This is a genomic window from [Borrelia] turdi (assembly GCF_030439285.2).
In the GTDB taxonomy this organism is placed as follows: domain Bacteria; phylum Spirochaetota; class Spirochaetia; order Borreliales; family Borreliaceae; genus Borreliella; species Borreliella turdi.
On the sequence record NZ_CP124018.1, the window covers coordinates 701,035 to 721,807 of the forward strand.

The 20,773-nt window shown below is 28.4% G+C and carries 18 protein-coding genes; 13 read left to right on the forward strand and 5 right to left on the reverse strand.

The window, feature by feature from the left end; all coding sequences use genetic code 11:
• Window positions 1-2: 2 nt before the first annotated feature.
• Window positions 3-677, reverse strand: coding sequence for a hypothetical protein (locus QIA31_RS03880; RefSeq protein WP_301394477.1), 675 nt, complete (start codon window positions 675-677; stop codon window positions 3-5).
• A gap of 57 nt (window positions 678-734) precedes the next feature.
• Between QIA31_RS03880 and QIA31_RS03885 the strand changes: the two genes are divergently transcribed.
• From QIA31_RS03885 to QIA31_RS03920, 8 genes are all read left to right on the forward strand, one after another.
• Window positions 735-1,694, forward strand: a complete 960-nt coding sequence (locus QIA31_RS03885; protein ID WP_301394322.1) for a glycosyltransferase family protein — start codon at window positions 735-737, stop codon at window positions 1,692-1,694.
• Window positions 1,687-2,685 (forward strand): N-acetylmuramoyl-L-alanine amidase, encoded by a 999-nt coding sequence (locus QIA31_RS03890; protein WP_301394478.1) that lies wholly within the window; start codon window positions 1,687-1,689, stop codon window positions 2,683-2,685. The genes QIA31_RS03885 and QIA31_RS03890 overlap by 8 nt, the downstream gene beginning before the upstream one ends.
• Window positions 2,675-3,229, forward strand: coding sequence for a flagellar filament outsheath protein (locus tag QIA31_RS03895; RefSeq protein WP_301394323.1), 555 nt, complete (start codon window positions 2,675-2,677; stop codon window positions 3,227-3,229). Before QIA31_RS03890 ends, QIA31_RS03895 begins: the two co-directional genes overlap by 11 nt.
• Before the next feature lie 91 nt (window positions 3,230-3,320).
• Window positions 3,321-4,346 carry a flagellar filament outer layer protein FlaA gene (gene flaA / locus QIA31_RS03900; RefSeq protein WP_301394324.1) on the forward strand — a complete coding sequence of 342 codons (1,026 nt, stop codon included), beginning with the start codon at window positions 3,321-3,323 and terminating at the stop codon, window positions 4,344-4,346.
• Between the two features lie 68 nt (window positions 4,347-4,414).
• On the forward strand, window positions 4,415-7,015 hold the full coding sequence (locus tag QIA31_RS03905; protein WP_301394325.1) for a chemotaxis protein CheA: 2,601 nt from the start codon (window positions 4,415-4,417) through the stop codon (window positions 7,013-7,015).
• Window positions 7,016-7,022: 7 nt separating this feature from the next.
• A complete protein-coding gene (locus QIA31_RS03910) occupies window positions 7,023-8,423 on the forward strand; it encodes a CheR family methyltransferase (RefSeq protein ID WP_301394326.1) in 1,401 nt (466 codons plus the stop codon).
• 11 nt (window positions 8,424-8,434) lie between these two features.
• Window positions 8,435-8,920: a chemotaxis protein CheX gene (locus tag QIA31_RS03915; RefSeq protein ID WP_075552324.1), complete on the forward strand. Its 486-nt coding sequence runs from the start codon at window positions 8,435-8,437 to the stop codon at window positions 8,918-8,920.
• A gap of 39 nt (window positions 8,921-8,959) precedes the next feature.
• Window positions 8,960-9,400 carry a response regulator gene (locus QIA31_RS03920; protein ID WP_002557259.1) on the forward strand — a complete coding sequence of 147 codons (441 nt, stop codon included), beginning with the start codon at window positions 8,960-8,962 and terminating at the stop codon, window positions 9,398-9,400.
• 40 nt (window positions 9,401-9,440) lie between these two features.
• Here the strand turns inward: QIA31_RS03920 and QIA31_RS03925 are convergent, their stop codons facing one another.
• The 4 genes from QIA31_RS03925 to QIA31_RS03940 are packed head-to-tail and all read right to left on the reverse strand — an operon-like array spanning window position 9,441 to window position 12,515.
• Window positions 9,441-9,956 carry a hypothetical protein gene (locus tag QIA31_RS03925; protein WP_301394327.1) on the reverse strand — a complete coding sequence of 172 codons (516 nt, stop codon included), beginning with the start codon at window positions 9,954-9,956 and terminating at the stop codon, window positions 9,441-9,443.
• Window positions 9,953-10,999 carry a hypothetical protein gene (locus tag QIA31_RS03930; protein ID WP_301394328.1) on the reverse strand — a complete coding sequence of 349 codons (1,047 nt, stop codon included), beginning with the start codon at window positions 10,997-10,999 and terminating at the stop codon, window positions 9,953-9,955. Before QIA31_RS03930 ends, QIA31_RS03925 begins: the two co-directional genes overlap by 4 nt.
• A complete protein-coding gene (locus QIA31_RS03935) occupies window positions 10,993-11,856 on the reverse strand; it encodes a hypothetical protein (RefSeq protein ID WP_301394329.1) in 864 nt (287 codons plus the stop codon). Before QIA31_RS03935 ends, QIA31_RS03930 begins: the two co-directional genes overlap by 7 nt.
• Window positions 11,853-12,515, reverse strand: a complete 663-nt coding sequence (locus tag QIA31_RS03940) for an HAD family hydrolase (RefSeq protein ID WP_301394330.1) — start codon at window positions 12,513-12,515, stop codon at window positions 11,853-11,855. Before QIA31_RS03940 ends, QIA31_RS03935 begins: the two co-directional genes overlap by 4 nt.
• 256 nt (window positions 12,516-12,771) lie before the next feature.
• Between QIA31_RS03940 and QIA31_RS03945 the strand changes: the two genes are divergently transcribed.
• From QIA31_RS03945 to QIA31_RS03965, 5 genes are all read left to right on the forward strand, one after another.
• Complete coding sequence (locus QIA31_RS03945; RefSeq protein ID WP_301394331.1) at window positions 12,772-14,361, forward strand: ABC transporter ATP-binding protein; 1,590 nt, start codon at window positions 12,772-12,774, stop codon at window positions 14,359-14,361.
• Window positions 14,362-15,513, forward strand: a complete 1,152-nt coding sequence (locus QIA31_RS03950) for an ABC transporter permease (protein WP_301394332.1) — start codon at window positions 14,362-14,364, stop codon at window positions 15,511-15,513.
• On the forward strand, window positions 15,485-16,411 hold the full coding sequence (locus tag QIA31_RS03955) for an ABC transporter permease (protein ID WP_301394333.1): 927 nt from the start codon (window positions 15,485-15,487) through the stop codon (window positions 16,409-16,411). Before QIA31_RS03950 ends, QIA31_RS03955 begins: the two co-directional genes overlap by 29 nt.
• A gap of 150 nt (window positions 16,412-16,561) precedes the next feature.
• On the forward strand, window positions 16,562-18,832 hold the full coding sequence (locus QIA31_RS03960) for a methyl-accepting chemotaxis protein (RefSeq protein WP_301394334.1): 2,271 nt from the start codon (window positions 16,562-16,564) through the stop codon (window positions 18,830-18,832).
• Between the two features lie 30 nt (window positions 18,833-18,862).
• Window positions 18,863-20,764: a methyl-accepting chemotaxis protein gene (locus QIA31_RS03965; protein ID WP_301394335.1), complete on the forward strand. Its 1,902-nt coding sequence runs from the start codon at window positions 18,863-18,865 to the stop codon at window positions 20,762-20,764.
• The last annotated feature ends 9 nt before the right edge of the window (window positions 20,765-20,773 follow it).

Consider the following 20,773-nt stretch of genomic DNA (forward strand, 5'->3'; position numbering starts at 1 on the left):
AATCATTGGGCTTTAATTTCTTGAAGTTCTTCTTCGATTTGATCTTCTTTGAGTTCATTTTTATTAGATTCTTTTATTGAATTTGTTTTTTCTTGCTTTGAAGGGGACTGTTTATTTGATGTTTTATTTACATTATTATTTGTTTCATTATTGCCAATATCTTCATTGTTGATTGTTATTATTTTTTTGAAAATAGTTATTGTTGAGGCTATCTCGTCGATTGCATCAAGCAAAAGTGTTTCACTTGCGAATTCTTCTGCTTTTACAATATATACTAAAGAGTTAATGCCTCTTTCTGCGTTATGAATAATCTCCCATGAACCGAGCACTCTGTTATTATAGCTGTCACTCATAAGGGATTCAGATATTTCTTTAATTTTTTGTGTGTTTACATCAAATACTTTGACAATTCCAAATATTTCTCTTATTTTTGAATTTTTATATGAGTTTAGCCTTGATCTAATGATTACTTCTTCTTTTTCGTTATTGTTTATATTTTTAAATGCTATAAAGTCACTCTCCGAATCTATTTTATATTCAATTTTGTTTTTATCTAAAAATTTTTTAATTCTCTTGTCATACTGTATATTCTTATGGTTGCAAGAAATGAGTGTAAAAATGATAATAATCATACCATAGAATAATGTATAAATATTCATTATTCTTGAAATTAACATTGTATTATTTGACATATGGTTATTATAATTTAATTGTGAGGATTTTAAAAGTAATTTATGCGTTTTAAAGATAGCGGCTATTCATATACTGTTATTCAATCTAAAAATAATTATTCACAAAAATCTTCTTTTGGAATTTCTTTTGTAATATTAAGCAGAGGAACAAAAATTTTTAGAGAAGATTTGTTTGAGTTTTTATCAAATTTTGACTTTATAAGAGAAATAATTTCAATTGAAAAACAGAGTAATAGAAGCTCTTTGCAGTTTATCTCAGAAAGTTACGGTAAGTTAAAATTTATTTTACTTTCTGATGATTTGAATTCTGGAGAAAAGGTTAATTTAGCCATGAAAGAGTCCAGTTGTGATTTTGTTTTTGTTTTGCAAAGTGATATGTACTTGTTAAATCCTTTTTGGATTCCAAATATATTCGATGAAATAGTCAAAAAAAATGTTCTTCTTGTTGGGGGTGAGTTTTTTGATAAAGAAGAGGAAATGATTCCTTCAATTTTTCTTCCTAGCATAGATAAACAGCAAAAGTTTAAGGTAATTTTAGTGAATTCTGAAAAAGACTATGAAAAAACTCTAATTACCATGGATTATTGCGGACTTTATTCTAAAGAGAAGTTTTTACAGCTTGGAGGTTTTGATAGAAGAATCCAAAATGAATATTTTCAAAGAATAGATTTTGGACTAAGGGCTATTTATTTTGGCGAACATGTTTATATTTATAGGAAGCTGAGAATTCAGTATACTGCATTAAATTCTCCGGAAAATTTAACCAAAAATAAAAGTTTTTTGATTTTTTTACTTAAGAATTATGTCCCAATTTTTGTTGGAAATGGCGTTGTTTTTTCTTTTTTAAGGTTTTGTAAAATTTGTTTAAAATACAAAATTAATCCTTTTCTCTTCCAAAAAGAGTTTAAGGAGATAAAAGGAGAGATTGCTAAAAATAGCTTAAGATTTAAAGGAGACTTAAAGAGTGCCATTGAACTTTGGGAAAATGATATTATTGATTAATTTGGCTTTGTTTTCATATTTAAGCTTATATTCTAAGACTCTTGATTATTTAAATGTTCTTGATTCTTTTGATACTAATGTTTTTAAGTTTGATTTTAACATTGAAAATGATGTCTTTACAATTGAAAATGATAAAGGGTATTTAAAGTTTAGGGTAGGTTTTGAATATGCTCTTACATCTTCTGGTTATTATATGTTTGTAGATCCAATTATTGACATTCGTGGAGAAATTTTAATAAGTCAAAAGGTATTAAGACAAATTGAAAATTATTTTAGTTCTCTTAAAAGTTATAATAAGCCTAGGATTACTTCGATAATCATTGATCCTGGACATGGTGGACATGATACTGGTGCGGTTGTAACTTTAAAGATAAATGGTTATGATGTTGTGCTTCAAGAAAAAGATTTTGCATTAACCTATTCTATATATTTGTCTAAAATTTTAAGTAATTATTTTGTAAATAAAAATATTTTGTTAACTCGTATAAATGATGTGTTTTTAACTTTAAAAGAGCGGTCAGAATTTGCAAATGCAATAAAGCCAAATTTTCCAAACAATGTTATATTTTTGTCCATACATGCTAATGATGCTCCAAATAATCAAGCTAGAGGAGTTGAGTTTTGGTATCTTCCCAAGGATTCAAAAAGAGAGGTTATTAAAGATTTTAAAGGATATGATATTAAAGGCAATAGATACTTAAGCGAGCTTAATGATATACTAGATATTAAATATAAGTATGAATCTAAAAGATTGGCTGAAATTTTGTATAAAGTATTTAAAAATGAGTTAAGCGAAACTAATATTAGGCCAATCAGAGAAGAGCAGTGGTTTGTAATAAAAAATAGCAGCATGCCTGCTGTATTGATTGAAATGGGATTTTTGTCCAATATTTTAGATGCTAAATTAATTTTGGATTATAATTACATGAGCAAGTTTAATATCCTAATACTTAAATCTTTAGTGGAATTTATAAATTTTTATGAAAAATAAAATTTCGGATGTATTTTTTAAATATAATAATGCTGTAATTTATAAATTTTTAAATTTGAAAAAAGAGTATACAATTAAAGTGCTTTTAGGGGCTTTGGCAGCAAGTTTTTTGTTTTCTGTTTATATGATTTTTTTAAATTATGACAATCTTTTTTTAAAAAAGGTTTTTTATTTTTACTCTAACAAGGGGTTTGTTGCTAATTTAAGGTATTTAAGAGATGAGAAAAATTTGAAAGATAATTTAGATCTTTTAGTAAAAGATTTCCTTTTAGGAAGCAATGAAGGGTTTTCTTTTGGATTTTTATTAAGTGATGCAAGATTTTTATATTCTTTTTTAAAAAATGGAATTTATTACATAAATTTTTCAAAGGAATTCTATGATTCTTTTAATAGTGGAGATTATAATGAATCTTATGAATCTTTTGATGTTAAGGTTAACCTGTTTGCCATGTCTTTAATAAAAACAATACGCTTTAACTATCCTGGCAAGGCGAAAAAGCTTGTTATTCTTATTGAAGGGTGTATGCTAAAGGAGCAAAGTTGATAAATTAAATTTTATAATTTTACTAATTAAAGATAATTAAAAAATGAAAATTTTATAAAAGATTTACTATATATATAAGGAGTTGGCTTAAATGAAGAGGAAAGCGAGAAGTATTTTATTTTTTTTATTATCCACTGCTCTTTTTGCTCAAGAGACTGATGGATTGTCAGGGGGCTCTAAAAGGCTAGAGCCCGGAGAATTAGTTTTGGATTTTGCCGAACTTGCAAGAGATCCAAGTCCAACTAAACTTGATCTTACAAATTATGTTGATTATGTGTATTCGGGTGCTTCTGGTATTGTTAAGCCTGAAGATATGGTTGTGGATCTTGGAATAAACAATTGGAGTGTCTTGCTTACTCCTTCTGCAAGGTTGCAGGCTTATGTCAAAAATTCAGTTGTTGCGCCTGCTGTTGTTAAGAGTGAGTCAAAAAGGTATGCGGGTGATACTATTTTAGGGGTAAGAGTTTTATTTCCAAGCTATTCTCAATCATCTGCTATGATTATGCCGCCATTTAAAATTCCTTTTTATTCGGGGGAAAGTGGGAATCAATTCTTGGGTAAAGGCCTTATTGATAATATTAAAACCATGAAAGAGATTAAAGTATCAGTATATAGCTTAGGATATGAAATAGATCTTGAAGTTTTATTTGAAGATATGAATGGCATGGAGTATGCTTACTCTATGGGAACTTTAAAGTTTAAAGGGTGGGCGGATTTAATTTGGTCAAATCCTAACTATATTCCCAACATATCATCTAGAATAATTAAAGACGATGTTCCAAATTATCCTCTTGCTTCAAGCAAAATGAGATTTAAGGCTTTTAGAGTTTCAAAATCACACAGTTCAAAAGAGCAAAATTTTATCTTTTATGTTAAAGATTTAAGAGTTCTTTACGATAAGCTGAGTGTTTCGATAGATTCTGACATTGATAGTGAGTCTGTATTTAAAGTTTATGAGACTAGTGGAACTGAATCCCTTCGTAAGTTAAAGGCACATGAAACTTTTAAAAGAGTTTTAAAGCTTCGAGAAAAAATTTCTATGCCTGAAGGTTCTTTTCAAGACTTTATAGAAAAGGTTGAGAGCGAAAAACCCGAAGAATCATCCCAAAAAAAGTAGGTTTAAATTAATATATAAAGCTAACCTAAAAGGTTAGCTTTATATATATAAGGTTAATAGGAAATGGTATGGAAATATTAGATTTGGAAAATGAAGAGCTTTTAGGAGTTTTTTTTGAAGAGGCTCAAAATCTTGTAGATATCCTTGAAGAGAATATTATGTCATTAGAGGATGATCCTAATAATTCTGATACTATTGATGAAATATTCAGGGCAGCTCACACTTTAAAAGGAAGCTCTGCTTCTCTTGATATGATGGAGCTATCTGATTTTACTCATATTGTCGAAGATGTTTTTGATGCTATTAGAGATGATAAAATAAATATAAACAACAATCTTATTGATTTGCTTTTAAATTCATTAGATGTTATTAAGGAAATGCTTGCACTTCGCCTTGATGGCAAGGTTTATTTGAACGATATAAGTAATCTTAAGAGCAAATTAAAGCAATTTTTAGTAATTGACGACCAAGCTTATCTTAAGAGGTTTGATGAAAATTCAACTAAAACTAAAAACGATTTTTGTCTTTCAAAATTAGATTTTGAGGAGATAAGAGAGGGGCTAGGAATTGGACAAAAGGTTTTAAGGATCAGTGTTATTTTTAATGCAAATAATGATTTTGAAGTTGAAAATGGTGGGTTTAAGATATTTAATATTTTAAAAAATCTAGGGTCTGTGTTACATACAATTCCTAAATATGAGCAAATCATCGAAGATAAATTTTTAACAAGAGTAGATTATTATCTGATATATTCAGATATAGAGGTCGTGAAAAAAAGTTTAGATGCCTCTAGTTTAATTGAAAGCTATTTGGTTGAAGAATTTAATGTAAAAGAAGAATTAAAAAAGCTTGAACACAGAGGCATTGAAGATATTGATTTAAATTCTAATTATGTTTTAAATGATGGTTTTGATTTTACAGAGAATGAAATTTCTGATTTATTTCTTGAGATTGAAGATCAAAAGTTATTTAAAGTTAGATTAAATTTTGTAAAAGACAATCCCATGTCTACTATTAGTGGTTTTCAAATGCTTCAGGCATTAAAAAGTCTTGGGAAAATTTTTAAGTCTATTCCAGATTCTAGTGAATTATTGGCAGATAAGTTTTTTGATTTTGTTATATATTATTTAATATCAAATGTTAGTGAAGACAGTATTGCTAAAAAGATTAATTTGCCAGATGTTGTTAGTCATTTTGAAATTGAAAATGTTGATTTAGAATCTTTTAAAAATGTAAATCTAAAAGAAAACGATGAAGTGCCTTTTAAGGCCGATAAAAGTATTAAAAAAAACAGTCCAATTAGCGTTAATTTAATTAGAATAGATAGTAAAAAAATAGATTACATATTAAATCTTGTCAGTGAGGCTGTAATAAGCAAATCATCTTATAATCAAATAAATTCAGAAATGATTACATTATTTTATAATTTTAATTATTTTTATGATTATCAAGAAAGTTTTCAGAGAAACTTTTTAATTGATTTAAAGATAATTTTTAAAGATATAGGCTTAACATTAGAAGATGAGGTCGAATCTCAGATTAATTCTTTGATGAATTTTAAAATGGAAAAGGCTCTTAATGATATATCAGAATTGAGAAATTCCTTTTTCAGGCTTCTTCAAAATTTTAAAATGACTTCTGGGAGATTATCCAGAATAATTACAGATTTGCATGAGAGTGTTTTAAAGACTAGAATGTTGCCAATATCTAATATATTCTCAAGGTTTACAAGAGTCGTTAGAGATCTTTCAAAGAAATTGAACAAGATTGTAAATCTTAAAATGGAAGGAGAAGAGACTGAGCTTGATAAATCTGTTATAGATGATCTTGTAGATCCTTTGATGCATTGTGTTAGAAATTCAATGGATCATGGACTTGAAACAGTTGAGGAGAGAATTAAAAAGGGGAAGAACAAAGCAGGTACTATAATTTTACGTGCTAGGAATGAGGGTAATGTAATATCAATTGAAATCGAAGATGATGGTGTTGGTATAGATCCAAAGGTTGTTAAGCGCAAATTAATTGAAAAGGGGACTATAAAAGAAGATGCAGTTTATTCTGATTTTGAACTTATTAACTTAATTTTTGCTCCCGGATTTTCAACAGCAGTTCAAGTAACAGACCTTTCAGGTAGAGGGGTTGGTCTTGATGTTGTGAAAAAAAGCATTGAAAAGCTTAATGGAACTATTTTAGTAGAATCAGAAATTGGTATTGGAACAATTTTTAAAATTAAACTACCATTGACATTGGTAATTATACAAGGTCTTTTAGTAAAGTCGGGATCTGAGACTTATGTTATTCCTTTGAATAATGTTCTTGAAACTCATAGAATAACTGAGCATGATATAAAATTGCTTGAAAATTATCATGAAGTTTATAATTTAAGAGACGAAATCATTTCTGTTCTCAGGCTTGATAAACTTTTTAATATAATAAGAGATGATTCATTAATAGAGAAATTTTTAATAGTTGTAAATACTAACAATATAAAGACCGCAATTGTTGTAGACTCTATTCTTGGTGAGGAAGATTTTGTAGTAAAGCCTATTAAGGATAAATTCTCAGCAACTACAGGTGTAGTCGGAGCTACTACGCTTGGCAATGGTAAGGTTGTATTAATAATTGATGTTTTTAAACTTTTTGATTTAAAAAAGGATACTAAGGAGTGAATCTCTTGTGCAGATAAAAGAAATTTATTTTGGACCTAAAATTTTAGATGATAAAAATTGTAATTCTAAATTGACCAATTTCGATTTTAAGGTTGTTTCTTTTGAGCTTGGATCGGATCATTATTTAGTAGACATTATGCAGGTTAAAGAGATTAGAAAATCTAGTAATTTTACTTATGTGCCAAATGCTAAAAAATATGTAGCTGGGCTTGATAATTTACGAGGTGAAATAATTCCTATTATAGATCTTAGAATAATGTTTAATTTGGAATTTAATAAAAAAGATCTTGAAGATATTATGGTTTTAAAAAATGAAGATCTTCTTATAGGCGTTATTGTTGATAAGATTAATAATGTTTTTTCAATAGATTCTAGCCTTATTCAAGATCCACATCCAGTTTTATCTCAGGATTCTTTAATAAATTATATAAAAGGCGTTGTAGATTATAATGAAAAACTTTATATACTCCTTGATGTTTTTAAAGTTTTTAATTATGGTGAAGAAGAGGGGAGAATAAAATCTAATCAAAATTCTGTTGAAAACACCGATTTTGTAAGCGGCTTTAATGATTTAAATATACTAGAGAATTGTAAAAGTAATTTTTCCAATGATAGCTTTTCAAAAAATAGTAATAGCAATGAAAATTTAACTTTAAATAATATTGCAACTTTTAATTTGGAGGATATTAAAAGAAATCTTTTGAAATACTCGTTTAATGCTTCTTTAGTAAATGATGTGTTTTTAGAAAAAGTTGGAGTAAAATTTAATATGGTTGATACTGATTGCTTGCCTTACGATAGTTTTTTAAATGAATTTTATTCAAAATCATCGGGAAATTTGTGGGGAGCTGATTGTTTGGAAGAATTTCAAAATGAAATTGTTAAGAATCGCTTAGATTTTATGGATAATTTAAATTCTATTTTTAATGTATTGGAGATTGGTTGTGGTAGTGGAAAGGAGACTATGGCGCTAGTTAACGCTTTGTCTGAATATTATTTAAAACCGTTTAAATTGACAGCTATTGATAATGATTTATCAAAAGTTGTTGAAACTTCTAGGTTGATTTTTTCAGAGTCAGAAATTGGCATTAGTGAAATTTATCGTAGGAACTCTTTTGAACAAAGTCCTGGATTTTATAAATTTAAATCAGAAATTTTAAATAGTGTTTTGTTTGAATATTCTGATGCTCTTTTTTCAGATTTGCCTGATAATTTGGGAATGGTTTTTTTAAAAGATGTTTTATGTTTTTTGGACAGTAAAGATCAAGTTTTGATTTTAAATATCATCGCTTCTAAAACTATCAAAGGAGCTCTTTTGGTTTTAGGAGATAACGAAGAGCTTAAAAATAATGATGTTTTTATAAAAGAGAAATCCACAAAATATTTTAACTTGTACAGGAAAGTCTAAAGGAGAAATTAATGAGAATAGATTATATAGAGCCATTTTTGGATGCCGCTTCTTCGGTTTTAAGGGATATGTTACTTGTTGAGAATATAGAAATGGGTAAGCCGGGGCTTAAATCAATAAATCAAAAGATAAAAGGTGTTTCTGTAATAGTAGGGCTTGCTGGGTCTGTTGAGGGTAGTATAATTATTGATATGGATATAGAAACAGCTCTTTTTGTTGCTTCTAAGTTAAATTTTGAAGAGTATGATAATTTTGATGATGAGGAAACAAAAGAGATGGTCGCTGCAACTCTTACCGAGGTTGGCAACATTATTGCTGGAAATTTTGTCACTACTTTGCATGCCAAAGGTTTTGTATTTGATATAACCCCACCAGCTTTTATTTATGGAGAAAATATGAAAATAAGCAATAAAGGTTCTGAGGCCTTAATTGTTCCTTTTTCTTTGCCTGATGGTAAAATTATAGAAGTTAATATTGCAATAAGAGAGAGGGTTTGATATGAAAAAAATTCTTTTTATTAAAAAAGAGAGGTTAATATGATTCAAAAGACTACAATTGCCGCAGATTCTTCATCTAAACCTAGGGGAATTAATTATGATACAGGTATTCCTTTTAATGTTTTAATTGTTGATGACTCTGTTTTTACCGTAAAGCAGCTTACGCAAATTTTTACATCAGAGGGTTTTAATATTATTGATACGGCAGCTGATGGGGAAGAGGCTGTGATAAAATACAAGAATCATTATCCTAATATTGATATTGTTACTCTTGATATTACCATGCCTAAAATGGATGGAATAACTTGTCTTTCTAATATTATGGAATTTGATAAAAATGCTAGAGTAATAATGATATCGGCTTTAGGTAAAGAACAATTAGTTAAAGATTGTTTAATAAAAGGAGCAAAAACATTTATTGTTAAGCCGTTGGATAGGGCAAAGGTTCTTCAAAGAGTAATGTCTGTATTTGTTAAATAAATTGTTTATGAAATTAGTGTAAGCTTTAATTTTATTATTTTCATTCTTTTAAAGAAAAAATCATTTCATTACTTATTTTATCTAAATTCTTTAAAAAATAAGTAATGTTAAGATTGAATATTTTTATAGGTTCTGTATTTTTTTCTATATAAAGTTCTAATTTATAAAATCCTTTTTTTGTGTATATTAGTGAATAACTTTTAAAAATTCCATTTATATTTTTAATTTTAAATATTTTATATTTTAAAAATTTGTTATCAATAAGCTCGCTTTGAATTAAATATTTATTTGCTTCCTTGTAGTTTGAATTTAACAAGTTATAGTCAGGTTTGTTGAGTATTATGCTTTTTACAAAATTTTCGGTTAGTTTATAAATATTTTTTTCTATTTCGCTTGTTGGAAAATCGGTATAGTATTCTTTTTCTAAAATTAAATTAAAAGATGAATATTTTTTTATTTCTTCTTTTACTTTTTTTTCAATTGAGATGTTTAAAAGTCTAGCATTAAGTGGAAAATATAACAATATAAGTGGCATTGCAATTATTTGAATTTTCATTGTAGTTCCTCGTTTTTATTAATTATTTTTTTTACTTTTTCAATTTCTAAAGGTATTTTGCTTTTTCGCTTTGAATTTAGCTTTTCTTTTAGTAAAAGATTGTTAAATGATTTTGCAAGTTCATATACTTTTTCTTCGCTTAAAGTAAAAGGAATTTGAATTTTTCGATACTCTAATGGGTCTTGTAAAATTTTTGTCATTAAAATAATAGGATTTAAAAAGCTTGCTTTAAAAAATTTATAAAAATTCATTAAAAAAATAGTAAATGATGCAAACAACGTAAATAGAAAAATTCCAAGAATAGAATCGCTTTTTCTTTGCAAATATTTATCTATATAAAATTTTGTTTTTTCTATTTCTATTACTCTGTATTCACTGGGACTATAGTAAACAAAAATTTCGTCCGATTTTGAGTATATTATTTCTTCTTTTTCTTTGATTATTAAGATGAAAGGATATTTTTCTTTAATGTAAGCTTTTTCATTTATTATTGATATATTTTTAATTATATTAAATTCTTGTTTTTCTGGTATTGAATTTCCAATTTTTGAGCTTGATATTATTATAAAAAATGTAAATGGTATTAACAAGCTCATTGAAAATGTTCTGGCAAATGCTATTAGTATTAAGTTTTTTTCTTTTGAATTGTAATAGATTTCTATTATTAGGTCATTAAACCTAAGAAGTCTTAAAAATCTTAGTTTGAAAAGTGATAGCATTATTGGATTTAATATGGTTTCGTGGGCCACAATTATGTTTTTAAGCTGATATGAACTATAAAATATTAAAGGGATAAGGCAGTGGATTATATCGAAGAATAGATTGTTTCTAACATAAATTTCTAATCTTTTAGAAAGGTAAGCCTTGGTTATTTTGTATAAAAAAATAAAAATAAAAATTGTGTCAAATAGAAAACCAAGAAATATTAATGCAAATCGTATTTTGTATGGTAAAAAAAGAATTATTGAGAGTTCTTCGATTAAAAGTTCAAATATTGAAAAAATTATTATTGCTTTTAAGAAAATCGAAAATTTTTTTACCATTTATTTCCCTTGGCTATTTCTAATAATTCTTTAATTATTCTTGAATCATACTCTTTAGAGCCCGATTGTTTTATTGAAAACCAACTTTCATCATACCCAATAAAACCTTTGATCGGATTGTTTTTATATTTTGGAATTCTTGCTCTAGCTGAAAAAATGGCAATTAATGTTGAGATTGGAGACATTGTTTGTAAAATCTCATATTTAAAAAAGCTTTCAATTATGAGCCTGGCTGTTTTTTCATCTAGAAAATCAGTATCATTGCTTATTGCTTTTGAAGTCGATTCAATATTTTTGGTAGTTAATTCTATTCCTTTTTCAAAACAGTATTTAATTACTAATACTTTTAAGAGAAGTAATATCTTTATATAATTTTTTATAATGTCTGATGAACAAAGGGCTTTATTTTCCTTTTGTATTAAATATATTGTATAGGAATTTTTTCCTTCAAATAGTTTGTTTATGTAAAATGTAATATATCCATTGCTTATAGTATTAAAATTATAAAAGAATTCTTTTCTTAAAGATGAGTTGACTTTAACGAAGTTAAATATCAAATTTAAGTCGTTTTTTGTTAATTCTTTGCTAAAAAGAGGCTTTACAATGTTAAAATCAATAGCTTCAATACCAGACAAAACAAATGGCGTAATCATTATATCTGTTTTATCTTTGATGTATTGAATTAGATCTTTTACTTCTGATTCAAAATCATTCTTAATGAATGTAGCAATAGTTTTTTTGTTTTCTTTTAAATAGTTGAGCATTTCAATTTCTTTTTCTATAGCAGATAAACTTTTTATGCTTTTATGATTGAATAGGTAATGATATAGGTAAGGGAAATATGGTTTTGCATTCATTTGATTAGTTCCAATAGTTCAAGTGGTTTATAGAGTATGTGCCTTGCTCCATTTTCTTTTAATTCTTGGACACCTCTAAATCCCCAGGAAACCCCTATTGGTATAAATCCAGCGTTTATTGCAGTTAGCATGTCTACATCGCTGTCTCCAATATATGCAATTTCTTCTTTGCAAACATTTAACCCTAATATCATGTCAAGAGCATTTTTAGGGTCTGGCTTTGGTAAAAATTTTTTAGAATAACCTCTGATTTCAAAAAAAAATATATTTTCAAAAATATTTTTTACTAAATTTATTAATTCTTCGTGGTTTTTATTGCTTAAAATTCCAATTGGAATTTTAAGTTTATTCATATTTTCTAGAAGTGTTTTTATGTTTTTGTATGGTTGTGTTTGAGATGAAAGGTTTTTATTATATTCTTTTACAAATTCTTTGTAAAGCTTGTCTTTTAAATTGAGATTATTATATTCAAGAGATAATAGCTTTAGAGTGTCTATTACAAACTTGTCAAATCCTCTACCAACAAGAGCATTGAATTTGTTTAGTTCGATTTGATCGTATCCCAAGTTTGAAAGAGCAGAATTCATTGAGAATGCAATATCCATAATGCTATTTACCAGGGTTCCATCCATATCAAAAATGCAGGCTTTGATTTTCATAGTACTCCCTTTTATAATAATTTAATCATTCTTTTATTTTAGCATTTATTTGCTCTCTTTATTAAGTTTTATGTTTTAAGCATTTTTTATCTTCTATAAATCAATCCTATATAAATCAATCTTTATGAATAATTTATTTTGTTTATTGAAATCCAAAAATACTATTGAAAATATAAACTTTAAGTTTTATTATATTTCATTAGAATAAAATATTGTAAGCCATTCATGTTTAATATTTATTAGGATTTAAAGTTTAATGGAAAAAGATATACTAATATTAGAAAATATTACAAAAAAGTATGGTAATTTTATTGCCAATGACGATGTTTCTATTAAATTTAAAGCGGGCGAAGTTCATGCTATTCTTGGAGAAAATGGTGCTGGAAAGACTACCTTAATGAAGACTATTTATGGGATTCATCAAGTAGATAGCGGTCGAATTATTTTAAAAGGTCAAGAAGTAAGCTTTAAGGATTCAAGCGAGGCTATTAGAAATGGGATTGGAATGGTTTTTCAACATTTTATGTTAATTCCACAATTTACTGCTGTTCAAAATATTATTTTAGGGTATGAAACTTCAAAATTTGGTTTTCTTGATTACAAACAGGCTAGAAAAAAAATAAATTATCTTTCAGAAAAGTATAGTTTAAAGATAGATTTAGAGAAAAAGGTTAAAAATTTGAGTGTTGGCATGGAGCAAAAAATAGAAATATTGAAAGTTCTTTATCGAAATGCAGATATTATTATTTTTGATGAACCTACTGCAGTGCTTGCTCCAAGCGAAGTTGATGATTTTATAAATATTTTAAAGGTTCTCACCCAAGAGGGTCATACTGTAATACTTATTACTCATAAAATAAAAGAAATTAGGTCTATTGCAAAGCGCTGTACAATTATTCGCCTTGGGAAGATTGTTAAAACTGTTAATATTTCTGAGATTGATGACAGGGATCTTACAAAATTAATGATAGGTAAAGAGATTTCGCTTCGTTCATCTAAAATTCAATTTAACAATCATTTTAATGTTCTTGAAATAAAAAATTTAAGCGTTAAAGATGAGAGGGGTGTTTTAAAAGTTAAAGATGTTAATCTTAATCTGAGAAATGGTGAAATTCTTGGGATATCAGGTATTGAGGGAAGTGGCCAGGAAGATTTAGTTGATGCAATTTTAGGTTTGAAAAGCATATTTAAAGGCGATATTTTTAAAAAAAATTCTTCAGGGAGTTTAGAATCTTTAAAAGGTTTAACTATTAAGCAAATAATAGATAAAAAAATTGGCAATATTCCTTCGGACAGGCAAAGGCATGGTCTTATTTTAGAATTCAGTGTTATGCAAAATATTGGGCTTAAGAGCTTTGATAATCCTTATTATTTAGGATTTAAAAAAAATTATTCAAAGAGCAATTGTGATTTAAAATTTAATTTTTTCAATTTTATTAAAAGACAATTTGTAGGGTTTGATCTTAATATCTTAAAAAAAATAAGCAATCAACTTATAAATTATTTTGATATTAGGCCAAGAGATACTTTAAATAAGGTAAAGTATTTATCTGGAGGCAATCAGCAAAAAGTTATTATTGCTCGTGAGGTTAGTTTAGAGCCAGATATCCTTTTAGCTATTCAGCCTACAAGAGGTCTTGATGTTGGAGCTGTTGAGAATATTTATAAAAGAATAATAGAGCAAAGAGATGCCGGGAGGTCTGTTTTGTTAGTTTCTTTTGAACTTGATGAACTTGTTAATGTTTGCGACAGAATAGCTGTAATGCACGATGGAAGGATAGTGGGTATTCTAGAGGACAATTTTGATATTGATGTTATTGGCAAAATGATGATAGGTTTAAGTTAAATGGGTATTAGTAAAAACGTATGCAGTAAATTTATATTGAAATTTTTGAATTCTTCAGCATTTGTTAGTGTTTTTGCTTTGGTTGTTGGATTTTTAATTGTTGGATTAGTAGTGATGGTGTTTGGTTATTCTCCTTTTAGAATGTATTTTATAATACTAGAGATTATGTTTTCATCTCCCAAGCATTTAGGCTATGTTTTAAGTTATGCAGCCCCTTTGATTTTTACAGGCCTTTCTTTTGCTATTTCTTTAAAAACAGGTCTTTTCAATATTGGAGTTGAAGGCCAGTTTATACTAGGATCTATTGTTGCTTTAATAGCATCGATTTTGCTTGATTTGCCACCAATTTTACATGTAATTTCTATTTTTGTTATTACTTTTTTAGCGTCAGGTAGTTTGGGAATTTTAATTGGATATCTAAAAGCTAAATTCAATATTAGCGAAGTGATTTCAGGAATAATGTTTAATTGGATATTATTTCATTTAAATAATATAATCTTAGATTTTAGTTTTATTAAAAGAGATAATAGCGACTTTTCAAAGTCCATTAAAGAAAGTGCATTTATTGATTTTTTAGGTTCTTGGAAGCTTTCACCAGAAGGTCTTGCTTATAGATCTTCTCATCCTTTTGTTAATGAGCTTTTAAAAGCGCCTCTTCATTTTGGAATAATTTTGGGTATAATTTTTGCTATTTTAATATGGTTTTTGCTTAATAAAACTATTATTGGATTTAAAATAAATGCCATAGGAAACAATATTGAGGCTTCAAGGCGTATGGGTATTAATGTAAAAGCTGTTTTAATTTTTTCAATGTTTCTCTCAGCAGCTGTTGCGGGTCTTGCCGGAGCTGTTCAAATTATGGGTGTTAATAAAGCTATATTTAAGCTTTCTTATATGGAAGGAATTGGTTTTAATGGGATAGCTACTTCTTTGATAGGAAACAATTCCCCTATTGGCATAATATTTTCTAGTATTCTTTTTTCTATGTTGCTTTATGGAAGCAGTAGGGTTCAAAGTTTAATGGGCCTTCCATCTTCAATTGTATCTTTAATGATGGGAATAATTGTTCTTGTAATTTCTGCTAGTTATTTTTTAAATAAAATCTTTTTAAAAGGTGTTAAGGGTGTCAAGTATAATAATATTCTTAATTAGTGAAACTTTAATAAATTCTCAAACCTTAATTTTAGCTGGCTTGGGAGGGCTTATAAGTGAGAAAAGTGGAATTATTAATATTGGACTTGAAGGAATGATGACAGTAGGAGCATTTTCAGGAGCTGCAGTCGCATATTTTACAAATGCCCCATTATTTTCAATTTTTGTTGGTGGATTATCGGGGCTTGCGCTTGCTATTTTGCACGCTGTTTTTACAATTTTTTTAAAATCAGATCAAATTATAACCGGAATGGCGCTTAATTTTTTAGGACCCGCTATTGCTGTTTTTATAGGCACTTTGATTTTTTCTTCTATTTCAACTCCGCTTATAGAAATAAAGTTGCCGATACTTTTTGATGGAATTTTAAGTAAAACGTCTTTTATATTCCAAATTTTTGGTAAAAGATATTCTGTATACATTGCAATGCTAGGTGTGGTTTTGTTTCATATTATTTTCAGATATACTAAGATTGGGCTTAGAATTGATGCTAGTGGTGAAAATCCAGAGGTATTAGAGTCTGTTGGAGTTAGTGTAAATAAAATTAGATTTTTTTGTGTTCTTTTGAGCGGTTTTTTAGCGGGGATTTCAGGTGCTATTCTTACAACTGTGATTGCATCAAGTTATGTGCAAGGGGTTACAGGTGGGCAAGGTTTTATTGCCATTGTAATGTTAATTTTTGGGAAATGGACTCCTTTGGGAATTTTAATGGGCAGTTTTTTGTTTTCATTTGTGAAAACCTTGACAATTGTTTTGGCTCAATCGCCTTTTTTATCTTTAATAATGTCTCCTAAAATACTAGTTATTATTCCATATTTAATTGTTATTTTAAGTCTTATCTTTTTTTCAAAAAAGAATTATGCTCCTAAGTTCTTAGGAGTACCTTATAAGAAGCATTAAAATTCAATAATAGCTTATAATTTGTTTTGCATATTGTGAAAATTCTTTTAATTTTTCAAGAGTTTTTAATTTTTTGCTGTATTATTTTTTTAATACCCTTTTGGTCTTGAGTTTAATTAAATAAGTAGATGATTTGTGAGGTAGTTTATTATGCTTTTGAAGCTTAAGTACAGGTTTGTTGGATTTTTATTATTGTCTTTAATTTTCATACTGTTACTTTTTTCTATGATTTTTAATTTTGTTTTATGCGGCTATTTGGAGGATTATTATAAGCAACTTACAAGGGCACAATTAAGAAGAGCCGCTTTTTCTACGCAATCTTTTTTAGACACTCTGTATGTTATAATCAATGGCGCAGCTTCTAATTTGGCGCTTGAAACCATATCAGAATTCGCAATTTCTGAGAATAAAGGAAAAGATTTCTCTGAGTCTGAATTGGTAGATTTAAGAAAAAATTCAAAATTTGTTATTGATTCTGTAAAGGTTAATAAAAAATATCGACAATATTTATACAATTTTATGATTAATCTTAAAAATGATACCCTTTTTGAAGAATTTGCATTTTTTGATTTTGAAGGGAGAATAATTGTTAGTACAAGGCATGAAAATAATATGGATTTTGGACATTCTGAGGCTAATACTAATTATTTTAAAAAAGCGATTGAGGATTATAAGCAAAAACAATTAAAATTTATAGGCTGGTATTCAAATCTTTCTGAAGGAATATCCGCAGAGGTTGCTATTAGGTCTAGACAAAGCGAAAAAAAGGCTTTTGCAATAATTGTGCCTGTATACTCTCCAGAAGATAAACTCGTTTGTGGATATTTGGCTGGATATTTGCTTAATGATGTTTTAGCAGATAGTTTTGATAGATTTAGATTTGGTTTTTATAAAAGAGGCAATTTTATTTATATAGATCCTAATAATATAGCAGTTAATCCTTTTGAAGAATACAATGAAATTGGCAGGGTTAGTTCTAAATTTTTAAATGTTCTTAAAGATGTTTTTTCTAAGCCACCTCTTTTATCAAATACGCCTACTGAAGTGGCAGTTTATACTATTGATAGAATATTTTTTACCGAAATGGGAGAAGAGTGTTATTATACACTGTTACCCATAACTAGTAAATTAGGAGAAAAAAGCGGAATACTTATAGCCAGGCTTCCTTATAAAGATATTTACGGAGTAATATCTAGCTTAAGATTTCAGTATATCTTATATTCTGTTTTAGGTGTTATTGCATTAAGCATGGTTCTCTTGGCGAGAATAGATAGGGTTATTAGTTTTCGTTTAAATGCAATTAGAGTTTTAGTTCAGGATATGGCCAAGGGGAATTTAGCTAAAGACTATGCTCTTGAGGGTCTTGATGATAGTGATTATTTTTCTGATGAGCTTAGTATGTTAAGTCTTCAGGTTGTGAAAATGAAAAAAGCTATTTCTGTAGCAATTGCAAGTGTTTTGAGAAATATTAGTTATGTAAATAAAGCAAGCTTAGAAGTTGCCAGTTCAAGTCAAAATTTAAGTTCTAGTGCGTTACAGCAGGCATCTGCTCTTGAAGAAATGGCAGCTAATGTTGAGCAGATAGCGTCAGGTGTCAATATGAGCGCAAATAATTCTTATGAAACCGAGCAAATAGCTTTAAAGACAAATGAAAGTTCCCAGGTAGGTGGCAAGGCTGTCGAAGAATCTGTTATTGCTATGCAAGATATTGTAGAGAAAGTTAGTGTTATTGAAGAAATAGCCAGAAAGACTAATTTGCTTGCTTTAAATGCGGCTATTGAAGCTGCAAGAGCAGGTGATGAAGGAAAGGGGTTTGCTGTTGTAGCTAGTGAGATTAGAAAATTGGCGGATCTTAGTAAAATTTCGGCTCTTGAGATTGGAGAGTTGGTCGAAGATAACTCTAAGATAGCAACTGAAGCTGGAGTGATCTTTAAAGAAATGTTGCCAGAAATAGAAGAAACAGCTAATCTTGTTAAAAAGATTTCAGAAGGTAGCTCTAAGCAGAGTGATCAGATTGCTCAATTTAAAATGGCTTTAGACCAGGTTGGAGAAGTTGTTCAGTCTTCAGCTTCAAGTAGTGAGCAACTTTCTAGTATGTCCGATAAAATGCTAGAAAAGTCTAAAGAACTCAGAAAATCTGTATTATTTTTCAAAATTAAAGATTCTAAGATTGAAAATCTAGAAGATGATGATAATTATGATTTCAGGTTAATGGATTGTCCTGAAAATTCTTTTAAAGATGAAAATCAAAATTTTAAAAGTAATGGAATTTCGATTTTAAATAATACTGGGCATAATAGCCATTTAAGTATTGAGGATGAGACTCCTGTAAGAACTATTAATAAGCGAGTTGATCCTAAAAAAGCTATAGATATTGCTGATAAGGATTTGAATTTTGATGATGATTTTTCAGAGTTTTAGAATTTATTTTTTGGTAAAAGAGGTGTTAGTATGAAGCTAAAAGTTAGGATGTTGCTACTTGTTCTTATTCTGATAGCATTCTTTATATCAATATTGTTTTTTGTGTTTGGAATGTTAATTAATAGTAAATTGGTAGATCAGCAGTTTGATCTTATGATAAATCTTATTGGAAACATTAAAAGTTCTTTTAACCTTTATATTTCTTCAATGGAAGAGAAAGTTAGGGTTAGTTCCATGTATTTTAATTCTGCTGAAAAATTTAATAGGGCTAGCAAGATTAGATCTAAAAGGTTGGGCTTTATTTCAGATCAATCTGAAATAATTGTTCAAACTGGTAGCAATATGATGGTTACAAACAAAGAAGGTGAAATAGTTTTTACTACAGCTGTTAAAGATAATAGTGATTTTGGCAAGTCTATTAGAGATAGAGAATATTTTACAAAACTTAAAGAGTCTCAAAGCATTGTTTATAATTCATTTGTTATGTTGGCAGATTCTGGGTCTATTGAGGAGTCTTTACTTAAAAACATTTCCAAGATAAAAAATAAAAAAGGCCAGATTCCTTACATATTAATAGGGATACCATTAAGAGATTTTGGTACAGGCGATATTTTTGGTTATTTTATGTTTTTTTATTCATTGGATTATATATATAGGTCTTTTAGAGGTATTAATTTTGGAATACTCTCTAGCGGCCGTGCGTTAGCTTATGATGCTACAGGTAGATTTTTGGTTCATCATACAGTATTTCCAGGTGATGTTTTAACTGACCTTAGTGCTTCTTATGCCAATATTCTTAAGAAAACTTCTGAAGATTTGTTGCAAAAAAATAAAGAAATTTCAACTGTTTATTATTATGATCCTAATACCAGTAAAAAATATGTGGGAATTAGTCAAAAGGTGTCATTAAACTTGTCTAATAATAAATTTATTCTTTTAATGAGGACCTCAGAGGATGATTTTCATTACATGTCTAGAGTTACATCCTTAATCTTAGGCATTAGTTTCGTATTTACATTGCTTATTCTTGCTATTGTAACTCTTTATCTTGTGAAAAAGCTGAGCTCTTCTTTGAATAAGATATTAGAATATTCTGAGCGACTTGCTTCTGGTAATTTTACCGCTGATATTAATTTTTGTAGATGGGGTACTATAGAGCTGTATAGCTTGTACAAAGGTTTTGAGCAATTGAGAACCAATTTTTCCTCAGTTGCAAAGGGGGTTATTGAAAACCTAGATTATCTTTATGAAAATGCAATTCAAATAGCCAATGCAAGCCAAAATTTAAGTTCTGGTGCTGTTGAACAGGCTTCTACCTTAGAGCAAATGACGGCAAATATTGAGCAAATATCACAAGGTGTTTCTGAGAATACTGATAATGCAGCTACTACTGAAAAAATTGCTGTTAATACTAATGAGAGAACTAAAGAAGGGCATAAATCTGTTGTTAAAGCTATTGAGGCAATGACTGTAATTACTGAAAAAATTGGAATTATTGATGAGATAACAAGACAAACTAATTTGCTTGCTTTAAATGCCTCAATTGAGGCTGCACGAGTAGGAGAAAAAGGTAAGGGATTTGAAGTAGTAGCCGCTGAGGTTAGAAAGCTTGCAGATCAAAGTAAGGAATCAGCAAGAGAAATTATTGATATTGCAAATAGAAGCTTAACTGTTGCAAGTCGTGCTGGGGAAAATTTTGAACAAATAGTTCCTGGTATGGAGCAAACGGCTAGGCTTGTAAAAAATATTTCTAATGAAAGTTCTAAGCAAAGCGTTCAGATAGAGCAATTTAAAAATGCAATAGAACAGGTTAGTCAGCTAGTTCAGACTACAGCTTCAAGTAGTGAGGAACTTTCTGCAATGTCTGAAAAGATGTTAGAGAGTGTAAAAGATTTAAAAGAATCTGTTGATTACTTTAAGATTGAAAAGTAAGGGAAGACT